The sequence below is a fragment of the Microcystis sp. LE19-41.2A genome (assembly GCF_027530405.1).
GTDB lineage: Bacteria > Cyanobacteriota > Cyanobacteriia > Cyanobacteriales > Microcystaceae > Microcystis > Microcystis aeruginosa.
In genome coordinates, this window is record NZ_JAPZQJ010000648.1 from 1 (window position 1) to 26,315 (window position 26,315).

The 26,315-nt window shown below is 41.2% G+C and carries 21 protein-coding genes and 3 pseudogenes; 14 read left to right on the top strand and 10 right to left on the bottom strand.

Going from position 1 to position 26,315, the window contains the following annotated elements:
- The 7 genes and pseudogenes from O9290_RS26625 to O9290_RS26655 form a co-directional block, all read left to right on the top strand.
- A pseudogene (locus O9290_RS26625) lies at positions 1-211 on the top strand (lipase family protein); the annotation flags it as partial.
- Positions 212-392: 181 nt separating this feature from the next.
- Entirely contained in the window at positions 393-1,817 is a 1,425-nt protein-coding gene (locus O9290_RS26630; RefSeq protein ID WP_288055064.1) for a phosphatidylinositol-specific phospholipase C domain-containing protein, read from the top strand.
- 219 nt (positions 1,818-2,036) lie between these two features.
- The gene (locus O9290_RS26635; RefSeq protein ID WP_288055062.1) at positions 2,037-3,077 is read left to right on the top strand and encodes a hypothetical protein; all 1,041 of its coding nucleotides are present in this window, start codon (positions 2,037-2,039) and stop codon (positions 3,075-3,077) included.
- 217 nt (positions 3,078-3,294) lie between these two features.
- Positions 3,295-3,498, top strand: a complete 204-nt coding sequence (locus O9290_RS26640; protein ID WP_193745198.1) for a hypothetical protein — start codon at positions 3,295-3,297, stop codon at positions 3,496-3,498.
- A 125-nt stretch (positions 3,499-3,623) separates the two neighbouring features.
- Complete coding sequence (locus O9290_RS26645) at positions 3,624-4,889, top strand: metal-dependent hydrolase family protein (protein WP_002759954.1); 1,266 nt, start codon at positions 3,624-3,626, stop codon at positions 4,887-4,889.
- Positions 4,889-5,911 (top strand): CobW family GTP-binding protein, encoded by a 1,023-nt coding sequence (locus O9290_RS26650; RefSeq protein WP_002759955.1) that lies wholly within the window; start codon positions 4,889-4,891, stop codon positions 5,909-5,911. Before O9290_RS26645 ends, O9290_RS26650 begins: the two co-directional genes overlap by 1 nt.
- A gap of 339 nt (positions 5,912-6,250) precedes the next feature.
- Complete coding sequence (locus tag O9290_RS26655) at positions 6,251-7,255, top strand: hypothetical protein (protein ID WP_002759957.1); 1,005 nt, start codon at positions 6,251-6,253, stop codon at positions 7,253-7,255.
- A gap of 75 nt (positions 7,256-7,330) precedes the next feature.
- Here the strand turns inward: O9290_RS26655 and O9290_RS26660 are convergent.
- The 3 genes and pseudogenes from O9290_RS26660 to O9290_RS26675 form a co-directional block, all read right to left on the bottom strand.
- A pseudogene (locus tag O9290_RS26660) lies at positions 7,331-7,751 on the bottom strand (IS4 family transposase); the annotation flags it as partial.
- 113 nt (positions 7,752-7,864) lie between these two features.
- Positions 7,865-8,124 (bottom strand): annotated as a pseudogene (locus O9290_RS26665) (IS1 family transposase); the annotation flags it as partial.
- Between the two features lie 837 nt (positions 8,125-8,961).
- Positions 8,962-9,957, bottom strand: a complete 996-nt coding sequence (locus O9290_RS26675; RefSeq protein WP_002759960.1) for a LysR family transcriptional regulator — start codon at positions 9,955-9,957, stop codon at positions 8,962-8,964.
- A gap of 644 nt (positions 9,958-10,601) precedes the next feature.
- Here O9290_RS26675 and O9290_RS26680 point away from each other — a divergent pair.
- Both O9290_RS26680 and O9290_RS26685 read left to right on the top strand, forming a co-directional pair.
- Positions 10,602-10,886 carry a hypothetical protein gene (locus O9290_RS26680; RefSeq protein ID WP_002759962.1) on the top strand — a complete coding sequence of 95 codons (285 nt, stop codon included), beginning with the start codon at positions 10,602-10,604 and terminating at the stop codon, positions 10,884-10,886.
- A gap of 63 nt (positions 10,887-10,949) precedes the next feature.
- Positions 10,950-11,783 carry a M48 family metallopeptidase gene (locus O9290_RS26685; protein ID WP_288058940.1) on the top strand — a complete coding sequence of 278 codons (834 nt, stop codon included), beginning with the start codon at positions 10,950-10,952 and terminating at the stop codon, positions 11,781-11,783.
- On the opposite strand, the gene O9290_RS26690 is transcribed toward O9290_RS26685, so the two are convergent.
- Positions 11,784-12,626 carry an alpha/beta fold hydrolase gene (locus O9290_RS26690; protein ID WP_002798344.1) on the bottom strand — a complete coding sequence of 281 codons (843 nt, stop codon included), beginning with the start codon at positions 12,624-12,626 and terminating at the stop codon, positions 11,784-11,786.
- Between the two features lie 58 nt (positions 12,627-12,684).
- On the opposite strand from O9290_RS26690, the gene O9290_RS26695 reads away from it, so the two are divergent.
- Complete coding sequence (locus O9290_RS26695) at positions 12,685-13,578, top strand: alpha/beta fold hydrolase (RefSeq protein WP_002759967.1); 894 nt, start codon at positions 12,685-12,687, stop codon at positions 13,576-13,578.
- Positions 13,579-13,594: 16 nt separating this feature from the next.
- Here the strand turns inward: O9290_RS26695 and aroH are convergent, their stop codons facing one another.
- Both aroH and sppA read right to left on the bottom strand, forming a co-directional pair.
- Positions 13,595-13,996, bottom strand: a complete 402-nt coding sequence (gene aroH / locus O9290_RS26700) for a chorismate mutase (RefSeq protein ID WP_002759969.1) — start codon at positions 13,994-13,996, stop codon at positions 13,595-13,597.
- A 68-nt stretch (positions 13,997-14,064) separates the two neighbouring features.
- Positions 14,065-14,886, bottom strand: coding sequence for a signal peptide peptidase SppA (gene sppA / locus O9290_RS26705; protein WP_002759971.1), 822 nt, complete (start codon positions 14,884-14,886; stop codon positions 14,065-14,067).
- A gap of 835 nt (positions 14,887-15,721) precedes the next feature.
- Between sppA and glnA the strand changes: the two genes are divergently transcribed.
- From glnA to O9290_RS26720, 3 genes are all read left to right on the top strand, one after another.
- Entirely contained in the window at positions 15,722-17,143 is a 1,422-nt protein-coding gene (glnA, locus tag O9290_RS26710; protein WP_012265198.1) for a type I glutamate--ammonia ligase, read from the top strand.
- A 37-nt stretch (positions 17,144-17,180) separates the two neighbouring features.
- The gene (locus O9290_RS26715; protein WP_288027510.1) at positions 17,181-17,312 is read left to right on the top strand and encodes a hypothetical protein; all 132 of its coding nucleotides are present in this window, start codon (positions 17,181-17,183) and stop codon (positions 17,310-17,312) included.
- A gap of 181 nt (positions 17,313-17,493) precedes the next feature.
- Positions 17,494-17,901 (top strand): hypothetical protein, encoded by a 408-nt coding sequence (locus O9290_RS26720; protein ID WP_012265197.1) that lies wholly within the window; start codon positions 17,494-17,496, stop codon positions 17,899-17,901.
- A gap of 12 nt (positions 17,902-17,913) precedes the next feature.
- Here the strand turns inward: O9290_RS26720 and O9290_RS26725 are convergent, their stop codons facing one another.
- The 4 genes from O9290_RS26725 to petC form a co-directional block, all read right to left on the bottom strand.
- On the bottom strand, positions 17,914-19,563 hold the full coding sequence (locus O9290_RS26725; protein ID WP_288058941.1) for an ABC1 kinase family protein: 1,650 nt from the start codon (positions 19,561-19,563) through the stop codon (positions 17,914-17,916).
- A 330-nt stretch (positions 19,564-19,893) separates the two neighbouring features.
- Complete coding sequence (locus O9290_RS26730) at positions 19,894-20,955, bottom strand: mannose-1-phosphate guanylyltransferase (protein ID WP_288058942.1); 1,062 nt, start codon at positions 20,953-20,955, stop codon at positions 19,894-19,896.
- A gap of 125 nt (positions 20,956-21,080) precedes the next feature.
- Entirely contained in the window at positions 21,081-22,067 is a 987-nt protein-coding gene (gene petA, locus O9290_RS26735; protein ID WP_002759982.1) for a cytochrome f, read from the bottom strand.
- 43 nt (positions 22,068-22,110) lie between these two features.
- Entirely contained in the window at positions 22,111-22,650 is a 540-nt protein-coding gene (gene petC / locus O9290_RS26740; RefSeq protein WP_002737937.1) for a cytochrome b6-f complex iron-sulfur subunit, read from the bottom strand.
- A 361-nt stretch (positions 22,651-23,011) separates the two neighbouring features.
- Between petC and O9290_RS26745 the strand changes: the two genes are divergently transcribed.
- Complete coding sequence (locus tag O9290_RS26745) at positions 23,012-26,314, top strand: HsdM family class I SAM-dependent methyltransferase (RefSeq protein WP_288087711.1); 3,303 nt, start codon at positions 23,012-23,014, stop codon at positions 26,312-26,314.
- The last annotated feature ends 1 nt before the right edge of the window (position 26,315 follow it).

Genomic DNA, 26,315 nt, shown 5'->3' on the forward strand with positions numbered 1-26,315 from the left:
TCCCAGCACTTTTGCCATGAAAGGTGAATGTGGCGTTTTTCCTCAACCGCAAACAACTCCCCTGAAGCAATTTCTGCAAGAAGCCTATTTTCAGCATATCCAAGCTTATTTCAATCTTCTGGAAATTGACTGGCCGCTGACGGAAAATGTGGCTGATTCTCTGACGCTAACAGAGCAAGATTTAGATGATATTGCCACTAAGTTAAGCTAATTATTCTATCGCTAAACAGTCGGCAGTGGGAATCGGCACGACTGTAAATGGGGAGGAACAGAAAGGGAAAATAATTAAATTATTTACTTCTCTGACCTCTCAAGTAATTATCTTTAACTGTAACTCAATTAACGACTTTAAAAAGTCAACAATACTCATCTTCATCAAGGAGAAAATTATTATGGGTGCTGGATTTCACATACAAATTGTCAACGCTACGCCATATAACATCAATCAAGTAAAATCCCACAGTTACCAGATGGAGTGGGAGCCATCTTCTCAGATTAGTCCTAATTCCTTTACTCAATTTTATGCTGAGTTTAAAGAAACAGTAGGTCATGACAGTATAGATGATGCGGGTGATGTTGAATATACCCTTGAGGAGGTAAGTAACTTTAACTTTACAATTAGTGCTAAAAAGAGTGGAGTTCACGGACTATCAACGCCTGTCCCCTCAGAAGCAGGTTATGGGGTTTTAGTTGAATGGCAAAATATTCCCAATGGTCTTTTTGTTTATCCTACTCCAGATACTACTAATACATCTGCTGTAGGATGGATTCATGATGGGGTAGTAACGATCGCCCTTGGTTATTTCCCTAGTAATACCCAAAACCCAATTAGTTCCTATCCAACCCCTAATTATGGCAGTGGCGGATTAGCAGATGATCAAAGTGTGTTACGTCCTTCCGTATTACACTGGGCTAATAATTGGATGGAATTATTTGCCCCTTGTATTCAAAACCTTTGTCTCAATGAGTTAACCCTGCCAGGCACTCACGATGCCTCAACTTATTGCGCTGGTAGTATTAGCCAATCATGGGTACAAACTCAATACCAAAACATCAATCAGCAACTTAGTCAAGGTATTCGCGCCCTTGATCTCAGGTTAATGCTTAGTAGTGGCTCAGGGGATAATCAATTTGTTATGTGTCACGGGAGTTTTGCTCTCCCCCTGACTTTAGTAGATTTTCTCAATCAAGTAACGCAATTTTTAGCTGATAATCCCCAAGAATTTGTTATTCTTGACTTACATGATTTTGAGGGAAATTGGACAAGCCAAACCTATCAAGATTTATCTAATCTGATTATCAACACTATTGGACAGGATAAATTAATTCCGCCCTCTGGTATTTCTCAACCCTTAAAAGACCTTTGGCAAACTACTGGCCGAGTTGTAGTTGGCTCTCTCGAATTTCCTGATAGTATGTCTGATTGGTTAGCACAAAATACACCCTTTTGGAGCAGTTCTATTAAACAATATTGGTGTGGTACAAGTGTAACTCTTTGGTCAGACGTGCAGAGTTATTTACAACAACAAATTGACGCTATCAACCAACCTAATAATTTTCTCTGGTCATTAATGGCTCAGTATAATTATGAAGGTGCTTATGGAGTACCAGCTAATGTGCCTAAAGAACTCTCTAGCTTTTTCGCTGGTTTAAATGGCATCAAATCTAACATTATTGCCACTGATTGGTGGAATCGTGTCAATACTAGCACTGGACAACTAGAAACCACTGTCAATAATTTTTCTGCTCTCATTAATGGAGTCCCTTTAAACATTTTAAAAGGGTATCGACGGGCAAATAACTTACCCCTATGGTAACTGCCATTAGATAGGCGATCGCCCCTAATTGAGCCTAGTTATCCTAAATCTCTGATACAGTCGGCAGTGGGAATCGGCACGACTCTAAATGGGGAGGGAAAGAAAGGGAAAATAATTAAATTATTTACTTCTGACCTCTCAAGTAATTCTCTTTAACTTCAACTCAATTAACGACTTGAAAAAGTCAACACTACTCATCTTCATAGAGGATTTACAAAAATGACAACACCACCATCCGGTTCATGGATCAAGTCCTCCTCAGGACCCCAATATACTGGCACTTTTGGCTCTATCTCGACCATCACGGCTCTATTATCACCAGGTAGTGGCGACCCCTTATTAAACGCTACAGCTTGTTATAATTCAGGCGATTCATTTAGCAACAGCAGTGGTAGTTTTCAATTCTCAACAATTGGTGGTACTACTGCACAGCAAATCCCTGGTGGCAGTTGGTCTAATACTGCGTATAATCCAATTTGGTGTCCTGTTTCTCAATTGGTTGTGCCCTGTTCGACTTTTCCATACATTCGCGATATTGCAGGACAATTTCAGTCTATCAGCGACAGTAATTTAGTTTATCTGTGTGCTACTCTTGGGGGTAACAGTTCTTTTCCTCAGACTACTATTGCCCTACAAAGCTACTCGTTAGAGAATAACGGATCACTATTTACACTTTCTGGTAGCCCGACATCTGGTGCAAATATCACAGGACTGCAATCTTTGAATATTAGTCTTCCTGGAGGCTCTTGGGCAAATTCATCTCAATCTCCAATAGTAGTAAACTACTATGGAAATTATCTTCTTATTGCTAATTTAGGAACGGGTAGTGGTGGTAATACACGTGTTGCCTGTACGACTTTTAGCCCAGGGGATGAATTCTCTAATGTGAATGGCTATTTTCACTATTCCAACATGAGTACTAACACAAAGTACAGTCTGCCACAGGGTAGCTGGATTAATTCGGCTTATGATGTCATGTGGGCTCCCGTTAGTCAATTTTTGAAATCAGGTTTAGCGGTTGCCACAGGGGTATCGGGAACGATTAGCTCCTCTTCTGCCTATTCATCCTATGTGTCTTGTTACCTTGACAATGGTGCTACAACTGCCACCACTTTCTTCGGCTCAGTACCACAGAATTTATCTAATTCCTACGGAGTTTTAGCAGTGCAGACTAGCAACAACAATTCTAATTTTTGGCTGAATTTTGCCAAGGATCTCCTTGATATTGCGCTTGATGCTGCTGAGATTGCGGCTGAGTAGAGTAGTTATAACATTTATTCTACTCTTTGATGTAATAGTGCTCGATTTTCTTTATCCCGGATTGGGAGATCGAGCAATTTTTTAAACAGTCGGCAGGGGGAATCGACACGACTCTAAATAGGGAGGTACAAAAAGGAGAAATACTGAAAGTATTAACCTCTGACCTCTCAAGTAATTCCCTTTAATGTCAACTCAATTTCTTAAGAGGATCTTAATCATGTCTTTTCCCTACACTCAATGTATCTCGGCAATCAGCATTCCTTCTGGTGAATTTATTAACTGTACTTTTGTCGTCGCCGCTTACCAAAGTGGGAGATCAGTTGGTCAATTTTCACCGAATCTAACTCCGCCAAATTATACTTTGGGAGGAAGGACTTCAGGAGTTTGTACCCAGTATTCCATTGGTATTGTATTGCTTTAACTCAGGCTCTGTAAGACTTTTAGCCAGAGCTAGTATATTCATAGGGTGGAAGTCGAGATATTAAGCGATCGCCTAGCTCAAGACTAATAAAAACGCTGAAAAAATTAACAACAGGAGAAACAACGATGACTGGTACTAATTCCACTAGCCCAAATTATGTAATCGTAACCGATCAATATTGGGATGGTTTGGCTGATAATCCCCTTGGTGCCACGGAAATTCGCGTCGAAAATGGGAATATCACTGCGATCGCTACAACAGTTGATCACAGCAACGCTCAAATTATTGAACTAAAAGGACACACCGTTACCCCTGGTTTCATTGATTGTCATGTTCATATCACCTTCTGTGAAGGGGATCCTACAATTCCAGAAAATCCTTATATGGTGACAGTGCCATTAATGACCCTTTATAGCTTAAATCCCCTGAAAATACTGTTAATGAACGGTTTTACTACTGTAAGGGAAGTGGGTTGTCCCGATCCAGAATTTATTACCGTCGATCTCAAAAAAGCGATCGCCAATGGCTGGATTATTGGACCAGATCTATTGGTAGCACCTCACCTGATTTCAGCCCAAGGAGGACATGGTGATTTTACCTCTTTAGTTGCTTTTCAGTTCAGACCAGAAAAATTTGAAGTAGCAGACGGAACAGCAGAAATTATCCGCATAGTACGGGAAGAAATTCGCTCAGGAGCAGATTGGATTAAATTCTGTGCCACAGGGGGTTTTAGCTCTCCTACGGATGATCCGAGTCAAACCACCTATTCCCAAGAGGAGATGAATATTCTGGTTAGTACCGCCAAAGATTTCGGTATTTCTGCTTGTCCTCACGCTTATGGAGGGGAAGGGGTTCAACGTGCTGTTAATGCGGGGGTACGTTCCATTGAACATGGTAATCTTGCCAGTTCCGAGACTTTGCAATTGATGGAGCAGAAGGGAGTTTATCTGGTACCAACTCAATACACTGTTTTAGAAAAAGCTCGCAATGCCAATAATCCTGAATATTGGAAAAGTCGTTCTCCTTGGCAACACGCTAAATATCAAAAATATGCCTCTCAACTGATTGCTTGTGCTGATAATTTAGCTAAAAGTAACGTTAAGATTGCTTTTGGTACTGATGCGGGAACTTTTCCTCATATAGATAACTGGAAAGAGTTTCCAGCGATGGTTGAAAATGGTATTACTCCTTTACGCGCTTTAAAAGCAGCAACTACTGTAGCGGCTGAATTATTAATGCAGCCGAATATTGGTGCGTTAGCGGTGGGGAAATTTGCTGATATTATCGCTATGCCGGGTAATCCTTTTGAGGATATTAATGTTACTGGTAAAGTTGATTTTGTGATGAAACGGGGAGTCATCTATAAACAACCATCGGGAGGACAAGTATAATGGTTTTGTCATCAAATCTCTGGAAGACACCAGTAACACTGCTGACGGGTTTTTTAGGTGCGGGTAAAACTACTTTACTTAACTCCATTCTTAAGGGTAAAAGTGATCGCCGTTTCGGCATACTGGTCAATGATTTTGGTAGTCTTAATATTGATCAGATGTTAATTAAAAATAGAGACGATGATCTAATCACTCTTGAGGGAGGTTGTGTTTGTTGTAGTTTACAAAATAATCTGGTTAATTCCCTTCCCAAAATCCTATCTCTCCGTCCAGATCAGATCTTAATTGAAGCCAGTGGAATTGCTAACCCTTATACCCTGTTACAAACCCTAAAGCGTCCAGTTTTAAGTAGAATAATTCGCTTGGAAAGTATTATTACCCTAGTTGATGCGACCTATCTACCCCAAATTTGTGAACCATCTGGAAAAATTAACTATCAAGATTTGCTAATTGATCAAATTTCGGCTGCTGATATTGTGGTTCTCAATAAAATTGATTTGATTGATGAAAAAGCACAAATTAATGCTAGTCAAATTATCCAAAAAATAGCACCTTGGGTGCGTTTGTTAAAAGGGAGTTATGGGGATGTTTCCCTAGATTTATTATTAGGATTTAGGGACTCATTTCCCGTTCGTTCTGTATCTAGTCAATTAAAATCTAATCACTCTGATAACTTTCATACTTGGAGTTATGAAAGTGTTCGCCCTTTTCAGTTATTAACCCTGGGAAAAATATTAGGGAAATTACCCGTAACTGTATGGCGAGCCAAGGGTATTTTATCTACTGTTGAACATCCCAATAGAGGAGTAATTTTGCAACAAGTGGGGCCGAGAATTACCTTAGAAATAGGCGAAGAATGGGGTAATAATCCACCCTTTACCCAATTGGTATTAATTAGCACGGAGGCAATAAATACAAAAATATTACAGCAGCAATTAGATAGCTGTTTAAGAGTAGAGGATTTTGAGGTAAATTTAAAAACTCAAACCAAAGATAATTTTATTTTAAGTAACGAAATGTAACAAATATATCACAATTATCCAGGGTGAAACGTTTTACTAATGTGACAACGAGAAAGTGGCTAAAAAGTTATCAAAAAACTGGGTTTAAAACCTCGCCCTTCTAGGGGGACTTTATGTTAGAATTTTAGTAATCTAGAAAACCCGCCCTATCCTAGAGAAAGTCCTGCAACGGGTTGACGATGAGTAAGGGGAAGCTGACGGCCGCGGGGAACTCCATGCTAGAGGCAAAACATACCTTGGGTCGGTATGTATCAACAAAATTGAATTAGTCTCCGGAGGGCATACGGAGGAGAGATAGCCTTTTCATTCTATTAATCAATCTAAAAAGTCCCAAAAAATATGATAACTTCCACTCCAGTAAAAAAAAATGACGATGTTAACGCCTTAAATGCGGATATTAGGGAAGTTTTATTAGAGGTTTTGCCGATAATTTCTCCTGAATTACAACTAGAACTCACTAAGTTAGTTCAACAGATTCATCACCTGAATTATTTGATTTATAAAAAAAGTAATAGCTGGAAAATTGGTTGGTTTATTTTTAACAATGATCCAACTAAATTGATTTTGTTATTAGAGGAAATTAAATATATATTGCTCATGGCAAAAACTAATAAAGTCGGAGTTGATGCTATTCGAGGATTCAGAATTAATCTAGAAAAGGAAATTAATCATAGTCGCTATTTTTTATGGGGACATATTTTAAATGGATTTAGTTCTATCTATTCTACAAGATCAGTCCCATTCAAAATATTTTTAGGTTTATCTATTACAACTTTTTTATCTATGATTGCCCTCAAATTTTCTGCTCAAGAAATTTACATATTTGATGATAATTTACACCAGAAACACTCTCAAGAGGAGGCACTTATTTCAAAACCATTACCTCAAGCAAACTCCCCAGTACCCATTCCTTCTAGTAGTTATTCAGAACAGTTAAAATCATCGAGTGATACGATAAATCCTAATCGGCATATATTTTATGGTTTAGTTTATGCGGCAACAGCAGGAGTGTTGGGAAGTGTTGCGAGTATTTTACTCAGAATTATCGACTTTACAGACAAAAAATATGACGACCCCCTCATTCCTCTTTTTATTGGTTTGTTTAGACCCTTAATTGGTCTAATTTTCGGTATTTTTATCTTTAGTTTAATTAGCTCAAATACGTTGATTAAAATTGATTTTATGATTACCCAGGATCAAAATTCTTCTAGTTTAATAACCAACAAAGCCCGTCAGGATTTATTTATCTTTTCCTGTGCTTTTTTAGTGGGATTTAGTGAAAGATTTGCCTCAGATTTACTGAAAAAAACTGAATCGGGATTAATTGAAGAAAAAGAAAAATAATGTTATTGGCTAAATTATACGGACTTTTGCGGATTCAAGACATACAATAACAGCAGTGGGCAAAATAATTGCGGAGATCAAGAAAGTAACCGTTCGCATCCGTTCATCGCTGTTTGAGTTGCCTTTTTTCTTCTTGAGCATCCACCAGAGAAGGGGTATCGCTACCCCTTCATGGACAATGCCGACTGTGAGGATGTTGTAGTGATGACTACCAAATGACCAATTGGTGCGGTCAATACTCAATACCCAGGGTTGAGGGATATGGAGCCACTGGACTACAATGGGAGCTATTTGAGGGTAATCTCTCTCGAAGTCCCCAAACAAGCGTTGTCATCGTTTGTAATGGGACTCTACCAATACCCGACCTTCAAAACCTAGGGCTAATTCCTTGAGGTTGACGGTTTTTACTTTCAACAGAGCCAGTAAGAATAGAGCGAGGAAAGAGAGTCTTGCTCCCTGCCATCCCTTTAGGAGGTTTGAGAGCTTGGGTGGTGATTCGGTAGTAGTGATGGCGGCTTAATCCTTTGCTTTGCTGTCCATTGGGCTCTTCTCGACTTTGTGTGATAATTTTTGCTTATAGAATCGTGAAATATTTACTGGGAAAGACTTTTAGGAGTATTTTGCTGAAGAAACTATCAGTATAGACCCCGTTTCCACACAGAAACCAGAAGAGCCTCCATTGTAGTCATGGATAAAATACCAAAGGGTTCCCCAACGTGATTCTCCATTTTTTTAGAGAAAGATAGACTCTCTCTCACCAACCGAGAAATCCTTTGTCGAAAGGTATTATTTAATCTTTCAATAGGATTAGTTTGACCAGTTTCTTTTCCGACCGCTCGATGACGTTTACTCGGAATTACTGTCTTATAAGTAGGGAGGCACAATTATTTGTAGGATGGGTTAGCGGTAGCGTAACATAATCGGGCGTTGGGTTTCATGCTTCAACCCAACCTACGTTCATCTTATATTTAATTCCACCCACCTACTTAGGGTCTGCTGAAAAAGTTTTTCCTGGGGGTAGGAGTCAGTAGCCGGTCGTCAGGAGTCGGTCGTTTTAGGCTTTGGGCTCTTCTCGACTTTGTGTGATAATTTTTGCTTATAGAATCGTGAAATATTTACTGGGAAAGACTTTTAGGAGTATTTTGCTGAAGAAACTATCAGTATAGACCCCGTTTCCACACAGAAACCAGAAGAGCCGGCTTTGTTGCCCTTGTTTTTTGTACCAAGCGATGTACTACAAGAAGATAATGCAAGGTTTTTGAACGTCCCAATCCTATTTTCTTGCACTAACATCGGACTTTAACAGGTCAAAAGCTTTATTTTAAAAGGGTTTTACCATTATTCAGCAAACCCTACTTAGGACTCCCAAAAGTCTGTGTAAGCAACCGCGTATTGTCGGTAAACACCGGGTAAACTGGCCCCAAAGTTTTTGGGCTGATTGACGACTTCTATCTCCTAAATAGCCACCAATAATTTACCTTGTCTTTCTATCAATTAACCATTAAATAGGGTCTGCTGAAAAAGTTTTTCCTGGGGGCAGGGTGTGGGGTGTGGGGTTTTACCGATTTTGAAGGGGTCAATTACCTAATTTTCAGGGAAAAAGTCCAGGAATTTTCCACCCGATCACTCCCATATCTGGTACTTTTTGGTTTCCAAAAAGTCTAAAAGTCTTACCCAACAAGGTTTTTAGATTTATTCAGCCAACCCTATTTACTCATAATTTCGGCGGGTTGCGAGTTAGGAATCGGTTCAAAGTTGTGGTCGTCAGCCAGATATTCGGGATAGGTGGAGAATTGGGGTAGTATTTCTAGGGTAAAAGCTTCGGCGGCTTTTGATCGATAGCGATTCGGGTTAATAATTACCGACAAAGTGCGTCGTACTTCCACATCTTTAATTCGGGTAGCGTGGATAACTCCCATTTGTAGTTCTTTTTCGATCGCTGTCACCGAGACAAAAGCCGCCCCTAACCCGGATTGTACGGCATTTTTAATCGCCTCGATCGAGTTAAGTTCCATCTCCACTTTTAAGCGTTTGGTATCGATCTCGCAACGAGTTAAAACCTTGTCGATGACTTTGCGAATCGTCGATTGGGAATCGAGGGTGATAAATTTTAGTCGATATAAATCCTCTTTTTGAATCATTTCTACCTTAGACAGAGGATGAAAAATAGGCAGGACTAAAGCCAGTTCATCGTCTGCGTAGGGGATAATCCGCAGGGTTTCTTGTAATTCGGCGGGAACTTCTCCCCCGATAATGGCTAAATCCACTTGACCGTTAGCAACGCTCCAAGAGGTGCGACGGGTGGAATGAACTTGTAGCTGTACGGATACTTCTGGGTATTTTTGCCGAAAAATCCCGATCATGCGGGGAAGAAGATAGGTTCCCGTGGTTTGGGAAGCACCGATGATTAGGGTTCCCCCTTGCAGATTTTGTAGATCTTCGATCGCTCGACAGGTTTCTTGACAGAGAGTGATAATTTTTTCGCCGTAGCTTAAGAGTAGGTGTCCCGCTTCTGTTAATTGGGCTTTCCGACCGCCCCGGTCAAATAACGGCACATTTAGCTGTTTTTCGAGGTTTTGTACCTGAAGACTGACCGCCGGTTGAGATACATACAGGGTATCTGCCGCCCGTTTAAAGCTTCCTTCGGCAGCGATCGCTTTGAGAATTCTCAGTTGGTCTAGGGTGAAGGGAATGTCGGTCATAGAAAGCCTCAAAAACAGCGACAGGAGAAGGGGAGGACAATAGCGACAAATCTTAAGCCAGTGCCGATAAATACACTGAATTGACAGTACCACACCACGGGGATCAATGCTTCAGGTAGTTCCAGTTATCAGTGATCAGTTACCGGTTATCAGTTATAGCGGTGTGCAGTCGTATGAGGTACAGTGTCACGAGCTATAAACCATGCTAGGCAAAGCTTGGTTTGTATCTCACTCAAGCGCTTACCGCTATATCAGGAGTCAGGAGTCTCCGAGTCAGGAGATAGGAGTCAGGAGATAGGAGTCTCCGAGTCAGGAGTCAGGAGATAGGAGACTCCGAGTCAGGAGATTATTTCTATTTATTCTCCCCACACCCTACACCCTACACCCCACACCCTACACCCTACGCCCTACACCCTACGCCCTACACCCCACACCCCACACCCCACACTGAAAAAGGCTGCCCCAGCAATTATCGGGTTGACTTTTGTGTACCACTTAATCGTTCTTAACCAAGAATCTTAATGATATTTTAAGATTTTTTAACAAACCGCCCCTAGCCGAGATGAACGTATATTCTATAGGGGAGCGAGTGTAGATTCCTATTCCCGTTCGATCGCCCGCTAATTCTCTGGAGATCAGCACCCATGCTTACTTTGCTCCGTTCGCTGCTATTTTCCACCCTATTAAGTTTTGTTGCCCCCGTCCTCTTGGTAGGTTCTATTTTAGCTGCTTTATTGGCCACCAGTCATGTCCCCGGCTTTACTTGGGTTTCTCAGACCGTTTTTAGCCAAATCCTGCAATTTTTAACCATTTTCGGCGGCGGTTATCCCCTACAAGGCCTGTTAACCATCGCTGTCACCTTTGCTTTTGTTGGCAGTTTATTCGATTTATTTAACTTTTACGTCTATCAAACCAATCGCGGACAGTAACAGGTAAAGGGTGATAGGGACTGTCTAGAATGGGAATGAGGTTTTTATGGGATCGAATCGTCTATGCGCCCTATTTTCTGCCGTTTTTGGCTATTAACAATAATTTCTCTGCTGCTCACCCTGAGTATCGGCATTGTCAATCCCCAACCCAGTTTCGGGCGCTCGTGGATGGATTTACTTTTTCGCGGTGTGCAGGTTATTCAACTCACCACTATTTCTCCTCAGCAGGAAGTCGTCCTCGGTAGGCAGATTAATCAAGGTTTATTAGAATCAGGTAAGATAAAACTGGCCAAAGATGCCGGAATTAACCAATATGTCCAAGAAATCGGCCAGCGATTAGCGGCAACTAGCGATCGCCCTGACCTTCCCTACACTTTTCAAGTGGTGCGCGACAATAGCATTAACGCCTTCGCTACTATGGGCGGATTTATCTATTTACACACGGGATTGATTAAAACTGCTGATAATGAGGCAGAATTAGCCAGCGTCATTGCCCATGAAATCGGCCATATCGTCGGTCGTCATTCTATCACCCAATTACGCAATACTGCCCTCGCCCAAGGACTTCTCAGCGCGGCGGGATTAGACACAAAAACTTGGGTACAATTGGCAGTCAATCTCGCCTATAATCTGCCCAATAGTCGCAAGGATGAATTAGAAGCGGACCGACTGGGTTTAAACAATCTAGCTGAGGCTGGTTATGCAGCCAAGGCGATGATCTCCTTGATGGGAAAATTAGCACAACAGGGGGGTTCTACCCCGACAATTCTCAGCACCCATCCGGCTACAAGTGATCGCATTTTGGCACTACAAAAACAGCTTAATTCGGTTAATAACAAGCAGAATCAAGGTTTAGACGAGGATTATTACCAATTGCAGATTCGCTCTCTCCGCTAATCAGACAATTTCCTGAACAGATAAAAACTCGGCCACCGCTTGATTAAAACTTTCAGGTTCCCCTAAAAATGCCCAATGATTACCCGGTATCTTTTTAATCTCTAGAGAAGTTAAATACTTTTTATAAGATTGAATTTGCCAAGCAGTGCGATTTAATCCCTGTTGGGGAAGGATTAATAAACTGGGAATATCTAAAGTTTTAGTTAATCCGGCAAACCCCATGACATCCTCAAAAATTTCCCCGCGTGCCGATAAAGTGAATTTACCACTCCAACTGCCATCAGCTTTTTGTTCAATGGCATTTTTAAACACCTCTTGCTGTAGATTTGACCAACCTTTATATTGTTTTAATTGACGAGCGATCGCCTCTATGCTCTGATAACTATCAAAGGAGCGAGTAATCTTTAAAAAGGGCAAAACTTGATAGAGAATTGGAAAAGTTATCCTAATCCAACTAGGCATTTTATCGATAAAAAAGGGATCGACTAAAATTAAACTCTTAAATACTTCCGGCTGTTGAGTTGCCCAAATTGCCGCTATTTTAGCACTCCAAGAATGACCTAAAATATGTGCTTGCGTCCAACCTAAATGATTAATTAAAGCCCTTAAATCGCCGATATAATCCTGAAAGTGATAACCGGTTGCCGGTTTACCGCTTTCCCCATGTCCCCGCAAATCTGGGGCAATAACTTGATAATTTGAGCTTAAATAATCGCCCAAGCTTGACCAAACCAAAGCATGATCCGCCATGCCGTGCAATAATAATAGAGGCATACCTCGATCGCTCCATTGTAAATAGGAAATTTCCATCGAGTTATTGGTAAAAGTCTGGCGTTGTGGCATAAATTCTCGACTGATTTTTACTCTATAATTTACCTATCACTTAATAAAACTTCATACAATGGCACGACAATCTCCGCTCACTGGGACTAGCTTAGAACAATTGTCTTGGACATGGCAAGGTCACACCATCCCCTACACTGTGCGGGGAGAAGGACAACCCCTAGTATTAATTCACGGTTTTGGGGCATCTATCGGTCATTGGCGCAAAAATATCCCCGTTTTAGCGGAAAATGGCTATCAAGTCTATGCCCTAGATCTTTTGGGATTTGGGGGTACAGATAAGCCCGCTTTAGATTATAGTCTCGACCTTTGGCTGCGGCAAATACAAGACTTTTGGCGAGAAAAAATGGCAAAACCGGCGGTATTTATCGGTAATTCCATCGGGGGACTGATTACCTTAATGCTGATGGCAGAATCTCCCGAAATCACTGCTGGAGGAGTAATTATTAACTGTGCCGGAGGATTAAACCATCGTCCCGAAGAATTAAATTTGCCGCTGCGTTTAATCATGGCTGCCTTTACCGGTTTAGTTAGTTCTCCCGTGACAGGAAAGTTTATTTTTGGACAGGTAAGGCAGAAAAATCGCATCCGTAACACCTTAAAACAGGTTTATCGGGATCATACCGCGATTACCGAGGAATTAGTCGAAATTCTCTATCAACCCTCCTGTGATGCGGGTGCGTGGGGAGTGTTCGCATCGGTGTTGACGGCACCCCCCGGACCTTCTCCCCTGGAATTATTACCGCAAATCGATCGCCCTTTATTGGTACTCTGGGGAGAGGATGACCCTTGGACACCGATCGCCGGTTCGGTAATTTACCAAGAAAGAGCTAAAATGGGAAATAATACCCAATTTTATCCGATTGCCAAAGCTGGTCACTGTCCCCACGATGAACATCCCGAAAAAGTTAATCAATTAATTTTGAGTTGGCTGTCGGAAATGGGGATTTAGTCAGTTATCGAAGATTTTAGCGATTAATAGTTACTGGAGAAATCTGCCAATCGGGGCGAAGATTTTTCGCCCCTTGCAGATAGACGTGCTGCATTTCGCTTTGTAGTTTGGGAGTATTAACGTGGAGAATTACGCGAATACACTTGTCCAGACTACCAACGACGTGCATCTGTTGCACATCGAGGAGGGGGACATTTTGCCAATGGGGACGTTCGCGAGCGATAGCGGCGGGGAAAATCGCGTCTAAATCCTGAGTTGCCGTAAAGATAATACTAACAATATCATCGGGATCGAGACTATTGTGGATTTCGATCGCTTCGAGGAGTTCTGTTACTGCTTCTCGTATAGCTTCAATAGTATTAGCCGTTACTGTCGTTGCTCCCCGAATGGCTCGAACCTTCCACTGCACGATTGTCATCCTCCGCTAATCCTGATGAGTCAATTTTAGGGGTTAACGCGCCCTTTTTCTCGACTTTAATCTGGCCATCAGGGTCGGTATAACCACAATAGTTGTCCGTTAACTTCCAATTCAAATTCTAGGCGCTGTAGGGTTTTTTGTAATCCTGGGGGTATTGGGGAACGATTGCCCGTCAGACGACTGAGGAGGGGTTTCGGTTCTTCGATAGTCTGACATTTAGTTTTATCTGGGGGTAATCCTGCCAATTCTAGCGCCCAAAGTCGGGCATCTTCCTCGGTTCCCAAGCGATCAACCACTCCTAATTCTAACGCCTGTTGGCCGGTAAAAATGCGCCCATCGGCAAAACTTTTCACCTGATTGACATCTAAATTTCTCGCTCCGGCGACGGTTTGCAGAAATTGCTGATAACTGGTATCGATCATATCCTGGAGAATTCTTTCTTCTTCATCAGTTAATTCTCGATCGAAGGAGAGAATATCTTTATAGGGGCCAGATTTAATCACTTTAAACGAAACTCCCACCTTATCCAACAATCTTTCCAGATTGTTCCCTCTGAGGATAACACCGATCGAGCCAGTAATCGTGCCGGGGTTAGCCATAATATAATTAGCTCCCATACCGATATAAACGCCGCCAGAGGCGGAAATATTGCCAAAACTAGCGATTATTTTCGTGTTTTTTTGTAACCGCTTCAATGCTTCATAAATTTCTTGGGAATCCCCCACGGTTCCCCCGGGGGAGTCAATGCGGAGAAGTAGGGCGGGATATTGCCTTTCTTTGACGATTTCTAGGGCTTTTAAGACTCTTTTGCGGGTATCGGAGGCAATTGCACCTGTAATTTCTATTCGAGCGATTTGTTTGTGGGTTTTCGGTTTAAAAGGCCAGACCATCAGGTTTAAATATCTCTCAAAAAAGGACTCTTTCTAATCTAACGCTTTGATCGTTCCGGGTTAAGCAGACGTTATATTTCAGAATTTAAGGACAAAATGTCTGGTTAAGTGTTTGACATCCTCACGGCCAGGGCCGGACGGTGATGACCGGGCAGCTCGAACAAGATTTATTCAGCAAACCCTAATTAGGGCTGGCTGAATAATGGTAAAACCCTTTTAAAATAAGGCTTTTGACCTGTTAAAATCCGATGTTAGTGCCAGAATATAGGATTAGGACATTCAAAAAACTTGCATTATCCTTCTCTTAGTAGATAAACTGGTACAAAAAAGAAGGGCAACAAAGCCTGAAACGACCGGCTACTGACGACCGGCTACTGACTCCTAACCCCACCAACAAACTTTTTGCCGCAGACCCTAAGTAGGGTTTGCTGAATAAATCTAAAAACCTTATCCAACAAGGTTTTTAGACTTTTTTCCCCTCAAAAAGTGCCGACCATTGGAGTGATTGGGGGGAAAATTCCTGGACTTTTTCCCTGAAAATTAGCTAATTGACCACCTGAAAATCGGTAAAACCCCACACCCCACACCCCACACCCCACACCCTACCCCCACGAAAAACTTTTTGCCGCAAACCCTAAGTAGGGCAAGGGGCAGTAGAAGCTGATGGGCAAATCGCCATTCGGAGCAATTACCGACCTGAACAAGGAAATTACAGATTTTTTCAAGCTAGGATCAAAGATTTTGTATCGAAAAATACAAAACTGGTCAAAGTGACTGTTTAGGATGGATTTTTTGAGAAGCTTAAGAACCGATTCATACGTCAAAGGAGTTTTCCATGCCCGAAACGCCACAAGAAGTCTTGAAAATGATTCAGGACAACAATATTAAGATTATCGACCTGAAATTTATTGATATGCCAGGTATCTGGCAACATTGCTCGTTCTACTACGATCAAATCGATGAAAGCTCTTTCAGCGATGGTGTTGCCTTCGATGGTTCCAGTATTCGCGGTTGGAAAGCAATTAACGAATCCGATATGGCCATGGTTCCCGATCCCACCACTGCTTGGATCGATCCCTTCTACAAAGAACCTACCCTAAGCATGATCTGTAGCATCAAAGAACCGAGAACCGGTGAATGGTATAGCCGCGATCCTCGCTCTATTGCTCAGAAAGCGATTGATTATCTTAGCACTACCGGTTTAGGTGATACCGTATATTTTGGACCGGAAGCGGAATTTTTCCTCTTTGATAGCGCTCGTTTCGACCAAACCGCCAACTCGGGCTATTACTACATGGATAGTGTCGAAGGTCGTTGGAATAGCGGTAAAGACGAAAAAGACGGAAATCTTGCCTATAAACCCGCCTACAAACAGGGTTATTTTCCCGTTAGTCCCACCGATACCTCTCAAGACATTCGCACGGAAATGCTCTTAACCATGGCCGACTGCGGAGTTCCCATCGAAAAACATCACCATGAAGTCGCTACTGGTGGTCAAAACGAGTTAGGGATTAAATTCTCTACCCTAGTACGGGCTGCCGACTACTTGATGACCTATAAATACTGCATCAAGAACGTGGCCAAGAAATACGGTAAAACCGTCACCTTTATGCCTAAACCCATCTTTGGTGATAATGGTTCCGGGATGCACGTTCACCAGTCTATCTGGAAAGATGGTCAACCCCTGTTCGCTGGGGATAAATACGCCGGACTTAGCCAAATGGCACTGCACTACATCGGTGGTTTGCTTAGACACGCTCCCGCACTCTTAGCTTTAACTAACCCCACCACCAACTCTTACAAGCGTCTCGTCCCCGGTTTTGAGGCCCCTGTAAACCTGGCTTACTCCCAAGGTAATCGCTCCGCTTCGATTCGGATTCCTTTATCGGGAAGCAACCCGAAAGCCAAACGTTTAGAATTCCGCTGTCCTGACGCGACTTCTAACCCCTACCTCGCTTTTGCAGCTATGCTCTGTGCCGGTATCGATGGGATTAAAAATCAAATTGAACCGGGGGAACCTCTCGATGTGGATATCTACGAACTCAGTCCCGAAGAATTGTCAAAAATACCCTCTACCCCCGGTTCTTTAGAAGCAGCTCTGGAAAGTCTCGAAAAAGATCACGCTTTCTTGACCGATTCTGGTGTCTTTACCGAAGACTTTATCCACAACTGGATCACCTACAAGCTCGATAACGAAGTTAACCCGATGCGCTTACGTCCTCACCCCTACGAGTTCTCTCTCTACTACGATGTCTAAGGTTTGATTGACCAATCATTAATACTAGGGGAGGCTTTTGTCTGCCCTTTTTTTTCCGAATCAGCAAGTCAGTCCCGATGAAAAAATTTTCACCACCGCAGATGAAAGAGGTTTCCTTCCCCACACCCCAACCCCCAGGAAACACTTTTTGCCGCAAACCCTAGTATAATCCCTTGCTGCCAATTAAGTAGGGAGGCACAATTATTTGTAGGATGGGTTAGCGGTAGCGTAACATAATCGGGCGTTGGGTTTCATGCTTCAACCCAACCTACGTTCATCTTATATTTAATTCCACCCACCCACTTAGCATAAAATAGGATTAATTGACCAGAATTTTGGGGCGATAGTTTATGGAACGCGGGTTATTGTGGACACCTTTATTAATTCTATTTATTTGGTTGGCTTGGAGTGGTTGGAATGAATACCAAAAAGTGGAAATCTATCGATCATGGGCGGAAAACTTCGAGCGAGCTAAGTATGATATATATTCTGTCTTAGGTCAAAAAGATAAAATTATCACTTGGGGAAAGCCAACTCGTAAGGGAGTCATAAATTTACAAACTTTTTCCCTAGAGGAGGTCAAAGAAATCCGTCTGTTAGTTAATAATCAAGTGGTGGATTTAGATGCTCTTCCCCCCCAAGGTTCCCCTTGCCTAGAATTTATTTTTAAAGAGCGATCGCCTGAAAGAATTCCCTTTACTGAAGTTGAATTAGCCAGTCGGTGGGCGAAATTTTTACAACAACAAATCTTAATTTAATGGCGATAATTTCTAGCGCAATCTTCCTGATCGCAGGATACCGACAACTAACCATAAACCGATAAAACTAGCTGTAGCAAATAATACGGTACTAATAATAGTTAATTGCCGAGATTGGGTGCTGGCCGTAACAATAGCAGCCCCGATAATTAAGGAACCAATAATCACACTAAAAGCTAGTCGATTGGCGGAATTATCTAAACTGCGACGGAGATTATCTAAGTCGCGAATTTTCAGATTAACATTTAAAGTTTCCGAGGTTAAACCATCTAGTAAAACTTCGATTTGACGGGGAGATTTCAGGGAAAAAGATTTCAAGTCTAAAACTGTTCTTAGGGCAGTTTGTAGGGGAGTGCTACCGATTAACTGTTGTTCAAGAATATTAGTTAATAGCGGTTTGACTTCTTCTAGGATATTAATATCAGGATTAAATTTTCGGGCAGTTCCTTCTAGATTAGCGAGACTTTTGGCAAATAAACCTAAATTACCCGGAAGTTTAATTCTATTGCGACGGGCAATTTGCAAAAGTTCATAAACCACCTCACTAAAGTTAATTTGATTTAAATTGAGGTTATAATATTTTCGCAACATCCGCTCATAATCCACCTCTAATTGTACTAAAGTAATCGGCACGACTGACTCGGATAGTTTAATAGTTAGTTGACTGCATCTTTTGGCATCTAAGTCAACAATTGCCAATAACAATTCTGTTAAAATTTGTTGAGTTTGTGGGTCTAATCTGCCCACCATGCCACAGTCAATTAAAGCCACTCTACCATCATCAAGATAGAAAATATTACCCGGATGGGGATCGGCATGAAAGAAGCCATCAATATAAATTTGTTGAAAAAATGACCGAAACAAAATTCTAGTTATTTCACTTTTTCTTTGGGAAATTGCTTGCTCGGTTGGCGGTCTAGAAACATCGGCCTCTAAAATTTGTTTTCCTTCTAACCATTCTAACACTAATAGCCTGGAATTAGTTAAGTGCCAATAAATTTTAGGAATAACTAACTGTTTGGGTTCTGACCACCGACTCTGGGTTAAATTATAGCGTAATTGGTCAGTATAATGACCTTCTTGGGTAAAATCTAATTCCGCATTGACTGCTTTAATAAACTCCTCTGCTAAGTTAACAACGTCATAACTTTGACCAAATTCTGTGAAGGCAACTAAATCAGCAATTCCCTTAATTAAGGCACTATCTTGGGCGACAATTTTTTCGATCCCCGGACGCAAGACTTTAATCGCTACTTCCTCCCCAGATAATAAAGTTGCCCGATGAATTTGCCCGATCGATCCCGCGGCGATCGGTTGGGGATTAATATACTTAAATACCTGTTCGATCGGTTTGGCTAACTGTTCGGTGATGACTATTTCTATATCCGTCCAAGCAACGGGAGGAACTTGCGCTTGTAGGGCAGTTAAAGCCTCGATATAATTAGCAGGTAGCAGATCGGGACGGGTACTAAGTAACTGTCCCAATTTGACATAAAAAGGACCCAATTCCACGAGGATTTTTTTGAGAACTTCTGGGGTGGGAATCTGGGGATTTTCTGCTTTTCCTAGGGTTAAAACCCCGCGCATATAGTCCCAACCGTTGCCGAGAACTATCTCAAGGATTTCTTTTTGTCTTTGACTGGTTTGGGGGAGTGAGAACACGGTATTATCAGTTATCAGTTATCAGTGATCAGTTATCAGTGGGGAAGTTATCAGTTATCAGTTATCAGTGGGGAAGTTATCAGTGATCAGATTTGAGTTTTAAGTGAGCAGTATTAAGTAGGTAGGCGTTAAAAATTATCAAATACCCCCCTTATCAAGGGGGGACTAAGGGGGGATCGACACCCCCCTTATCAAGGGGGGCAGGGGGGATCAGAGACAAAATCTATCTTCAATTTAATTATAACTACTTACTTAAATAGAGGTTTCCTACTGTCTTTTCACTGATTACTGTTTACTGATTACTGAAAAAGCTGGTAACTAATATCGATCCTATAACAATTTCTTTAATTTGGGATCGGTTTGTAATTGCTTGAGAACTTGTTTAATATCTTGGGTACGATCTTTGTGGACAACGAGAGTTGCTTTACCGTCGCGAACAATTACCAGATCTTTTAAACCAATAGTAACGATCACTTCTTCCTCATCACTAGCATAGATAATAGCCCCCTCCGTATCCAAACCGACATGATTGGCCAGTTCAATATTTTTGCCCTTTGCTTCTAGTAATCTTTCCAGAGAATTCCAATCTCCCAGATCATCCCAACCGAAATTAGCGGGTAAAACGTAAGCGAGTTGGGTTTTTTCCATCAAAGCATAATCGATACTTTTTTTCTCTAAATCCTCATAGGCAGCGATGCCCCGATCGATCAGAGGTTGTAAAATATTATTAGCGTGGGTTTTTAGCTCCTCTAAAACCACTTGTCCCTGAAAGATAAACATTCCGCTATTCCAGCTAAAAAGTCCCGTTTCTAGGAATTTTTCGGCCGTGGTGCGATCGGGTTTTTCCGTAAAACGACTCACTTTATAGACGGGTAAACCATTAAATTCGCCCTGATTTTCTCCCTGTTCAATATAACCGTAACCGGTGGAGGGATAATCGGGTTTAATTCCTAAAGTAACGATCGCTTTTTGGCTGACGGCCACTTCTACGGCCGCTTTTAAAGTGTTAATATAAGCCTCTTGATTACCAATATAATGATCGGCAGGAAAAAAACCGATCGCCACTTCCTTACCATAACGTTTTATCACTTCTAAAGTCGCCCAAGTCACAGCCGGGGCCGTATCCTTGCCCACCGGTTCCACTAATAGGTTACTCTCCGGTAAATCGGGCAGTTGTTCGCGGACACCATCAGCGATCGCACTAGCGGTAATTACCCAGAGATTTTCCCAACCTGCCGCTAAAGATAATAGACGATCGGCCGTTGCTTGTAAAAGACTGCGACCACTACCATCAAGACAGAGAAACTGTTTCGGACGCGCTAGACGACTGAGGGGCCAAAAACGTTCCCCTTTACCCCCGGCGAGAATGACTGGAACAAGCGACTGATTCATAAAAATTGACACTTATCGGTTAGGTTGAACCGATTGTATCAGACGGCAGCGAGCGTTTTCCTGACTCAAAGCTAAAAAGCGGGCAAATAACCCGCTTTCTAGCAAAAATAACCGAAATATTGCGATTAGAAATTCATTTCGGCCGCTTGTACTGTTTCCACTTGTTTTTTCTTAATAACTAAGAGGATTTGGCAGAGCATAATACCACCGAGGAATAAAACTAATCCTTTGATCCGGCCGGGATTTTGCAGGACAACTTCCGTCTCTTTTTGACCAAAACCGCCAACATTGGGGTTACTGGTTAAAAATTGTCCCACTTCGATCACTTGACCTTCCGAGACGATTAACTCAGGACCTGCGGGAATATTTTCCACCACGGGGCCAGCTTCAGAAGTGATGGTGACTTCATAACCACCGGCTTCGGTTTTGCTGATCTGGCTAATTGTACCTGCGGTAGAAGCTTTGAAGGCGTTATTATTGCTGGGTTCACCGGTGGGGTACACTTGACCGCGACCGCGATTGGCCCCTAAATGCACAGCATATTTACCGAAGTGAATACCTTTATTTTGGCTAGGATCGGGGGCCAGGACGGGGAAAACGATTTCTTTGTATTGATCCCCGGGTAAGGGGCCGACGATAACCACGTTATCTTGACCTTCTTTGTAGGATTGGAAATAGACTCCACCGAGTTTTTCCTGCATTTCTTCGGGAATGCGATCGGGGGGCGCGATTTTAAAACCATCCGGTAGCATTAAGACTGCACCGACGTTTAAACCCCCCTTCGATCCGTCTCCTAACACCTGTTGACTGGCGGGATCGTAGGGGATTTTTACCACTGCTTCAAAGACGCTATCGGGTAATACCGAGTGGGGGATTTCAATTTCGGCGGGTTTTTGGGCTAAATGGCAGTTCGCGCAGACAATCCGACCTGTGGCCTCTCTGGGGGTTTCCGGGGCGGTTTGTTGCGCCCAAAAAGGATATGCTTGGGCAGATTGGGGGTTAATGACATCGCTGGTTAGGAGTAGGGAAACGGTAGCGATCGCCACGAGGACGGCTTTCACTAGGGCCTGTCTGTGGACTTGCGGGAAGCTTAAAAAGTTGAATGTTCTCATCTCTATCGGTTGAATAATTCCAAATCTCGTCACATTGAATAATCTAGGACCACCAGGGTTCTTCGCCGGTGCGGAAGTCGGTTTCCGTCCAAGTGGAGAAGACGACTTTATCATTATCGGTGACGTTGGCATGGGCGAGGGCTAAGGATAGAGGCGCTGGACCGCGAACTACTTTTCCTTCGGCATTGTACTGGGAACCGTGGCAAGGACACATGAATTTTTCTTCGCTGGCATTCCAAGGCACCACACAACCTAAGTGGGTGCAGACGGCGTTAATTCCGTAGTTGGCCAGGGTTTTGTCCTCTTGGACGACTAAATAGGTGGGGTCGCCTTTTAAACCTTGGGCTAAGGTGCGATCGCCAGGGTTATGGCTTCCCAGAAATTGACTGACAATCACATCATTACCGAGGGCATCTTTAGCGGTGACACCGCCACCCGTACCACCGGCCGAGGGGGGAATAAAATACTTAACAATCGGATACAAAGCCCCCGCTGCTACTCCGGTAATTGTACCAAAGGTCAACAGGTTCATAAATTGACGACGACCCAAATCGGGAACATCTGTACCGGAAACTTGACTCATTGCTCCTTATCTCCAAATGTAAATTTTTGTAAACTAATTCTCATCTAAGGGCGATTTTGTGCATCTCGATCAAGACGAAAACCCAGAGCTTAAAGAAGGTTTACAAGGGCTGTATTAGATTATTACAGATATTGAGTCACGGACAATTGCCACAGCAAAGCTGCCCCAAATGCGATCGCTGTTTTCTCGCTTTCAGTGCTAGAGGCAAATTATTAAAAAATTGACATAATGGCGGCTTGTCTGTTTACTTGACAGTTACGCTTCCTATCAGTCATACTATTAAAAATAGTTCAAAAAAACCAAAGATTAGGTTATGTGACTCTAACCAACACAATCAACTATTACCAGTGATTTACTCAAGATGATGACAGCTAATTCTGCTTATGAATTGTTAGAATATGCTTATGATAAACTCGATTTTAGTCAAGGCGACTTAGTGAGTTCAAAAGTGTCATTGTCAGAAATAACTTTAGAAGAGTGGATAGAAAAAGGAGATTGGTTAGAATTAGCCAAGCAAGTTGAAGCAGAAAAAGTTTTTTTTGTTAATAATAATCCTGTGATTATTTTTGCTAAATGCGATACTCAAGAAGATGAAAAAGTACGGCAAATCTTTAATAAAATATGGTGTATGGCTAGACCAAGTTACCTATTTTTAGCGAAAGAAGGTGAACTAGCTATTTACGATCTAACCAAACCACCTGCTAGAAGTATAGAAGATTGGAAGAAAAATAATAGACCGTTAGAAGTTGCCCAAAACATACTTCAAGTAACTTCAAACCTTTATCAATACAGACGGGAACAAATCGAATCAGGGAAGCTTTTTGAGGATGAGCGTTTTGAAACATCTAATCAACGTGCTGATCAATCACTGATCAAAGATTTAAAAACAGTTCGTTTAGCCTTAATCCGTGAAGGATTAAGCGAAAATAAACGTAAATATGCTCATGCTTTAATTGGTAGATCAATTTTTATTCGCTATTTGGAAGATAGAGGAATTTTAACTCAAGAGTATTTTGAAGCAATAGCACAAAACAATGCAACATGGAAAGCCTTACTTAATGCTCCTGACGATCAGTTAAATATGGAAACTGAAGCTAAACAACATTATATCAAAATATTAAGTGATAAAAGTTTTACCTATGCTTTATTTAATCAGTTGAGTCAAGATTTTAACGGAGATATGTTCCCTTCTGATGAACAAGAAGCGGAATCTGTTGAGCAACGGCATTTATCTCTCTTACAAGAATTTTTACAGGGAAATATTGATCCACAAAAAAAATTATTTTTCTGGGCTTATAAATTTGATATAATTCCTATTTCTTTAATTAGTAGTATTTATGAAGAATTTTATCATGAGTCAAATACAGAAAATATTGATAATGGGACGCATTATACACCGAGTTCATTAGTGGAATTTGTCTTGTCTAAAGTTTTAACGTCAGATTGTTTGACAACTCATCCCCGTATTCTTGATCCTTGTTGTGGTTCAGGAATCTTTTTAGTGGAAGCATTTCGGAGAATTGTGAGACATCGAGTCTATCAAAATCAGGAACAGCGATTAAGTTGGCAAGAGTTAAGAGAAATCTTAAAAAATCAGATAGCTGGCATAGAAATTAATTCAGAAGCTATCAGAATTACTGCATTTAGTCTATATCTTGCTTTATTAAATTATCAAGAGCCTCGAAACATTTTATCACAAATTAAACGAGGTGAAAAATTACCCTTTTTAATTTATCAAGCGGATGGGTTATCTGAGGATAATCACTTTAATAATTTAGTCTGCGATAATGCTTTTCAAGAATTTTCTAACTCAGAGGATGTGATATTATCTAGAAATTTTAGTAGTCAATGTGCTGATGTTGTTGTCGGTAATCCTCCTTGGGGATCTCCTAAAACGAAGGATAAAAAAGGCACAAAAGACTTAAATATCGCTTTACAATGGTGTCAAGAACGTGATTATCCAGTCGGAGATAAAGAACGTTCTCAAGCGTTTATCTGGAGAGTATTTGATTTTTTAAAAGATAATGGATGGTCAGCATTAGTGGTATCAACAGGTATTTTCTTTAAGACCCATGATAAAAGCAAAGAATTTAGACAAAAATGGTTAAACAGTGTCTTATTAAAAGAAGTTGTCAATTTTGCTCATGTTCGTGATATTTTCTTTAAATCTGGTAATAAAAACCAATCTAGTGCCTCAATTTCTCCTTTTGCTTCAATTATTTTTCAGAAAGTCAATCAGACAGAGTTAACCTTAAAAGATCAAGTTGTCACTTATTGGTCTGCTAAAAAAACAGCTATGATTAAAAATGTGCAAGCTGTTATTTTGAGCGTTATGGATCGTCGTGGTATCAGACAAAGTGAACTATTTTATAATGATTCTTTATGGAAAATTTATTATTGGGGAAATCATCAAGATGCTGGTTTAATTAAAGGGATACAATTATCGCAAACTTTAAAAGAATTACATGACTCTAGGAATAGTGGTCAAGGATTTTCAGAAGGGAAAAAGGATCAAAAAGATTGCCAGTTACCGAGATTACTTCCCACAGATAAATTTGAAAGATATGGTTTAATTTCTCCTTCTTGGTTTGAACAAGCACCTAAACAAGCAGCGCGCCCTAGACAACTCGCTCTATATAATGGAGAACGTCTATTAATCAAGCGTGGTATTAGTCAAAGATTAAATAAACAAGGAGAAATTATTGCCCGGTTTGAATCCGAGAAATTTTCTGTTAAAAACTCGATTAATTCTATTAAATTAATCGAACCAGAAACGTGGAAATATAAAGTTATTTTAGGGATTCTTTGGTCTTCTTTACCTCGATACTATTTCTTTTTAACTTCAAGTAACTGGGGAATCTGGCACGATGAAGTCTATACGACTCAATATTTAAGTTTGCCGATTATTTTTCCAAAGGATCAAGGTATTCGGGAAAAAGTTATCGATATTGTTGAGCAATTACAGAATTGTAATCCTATAAAGTATAGTATTGAACATCCTGAAGGAAAAACTCCAGAAAAAATAGAAGCACAACTCACTGAATTAGAATATCAATTAGATGAGGCAATATTTGATGTCTATTATCTCACCATTGCTGAACGGGATCTCATTCGTGATATGTGTGATGTAGGGATAGAGTTTTACTATAATCATATCAACAGTAAAGCAGTAAAACCTGTTGAAAGCTATCCTCAACAAAATCAAGGACTTCTCAACGATATTAATAAAAACCGTCAAACTCAAAAAGGATTAGAAGGTTATTTACAAGCCTTTTTAGATATTTGGAATCGAGAATTAGAACCTGATGGTGAATTCAGTTGGCAGATTATTCGTCCTCAATTTCAGGGGTTAGAAAATCCTATGTTAGCCGTTATTTTCTCTACACAAGAGTATGGAGAAAAACCTCAACCTGTCTCCCAATCAGAGCAAAAACAATGGATAGAAATTATTGATCAATTAGCAAGACAAGAAAACGGTTTATTAGTTCCCTATAATAGCCATCAAATTTATCTTGATGGTTTAGTTCGTTCGGTTTCTGATACAGAAATCATTATTATTAAGCGTAATGAACGAAGATTCTGGACTCGTAGCATGGCGCGTGAGGATGCGGAGGCAACAATGCTTCAAATTATTAACTTACAAGAATCTCAAGAAAGGATCTAAA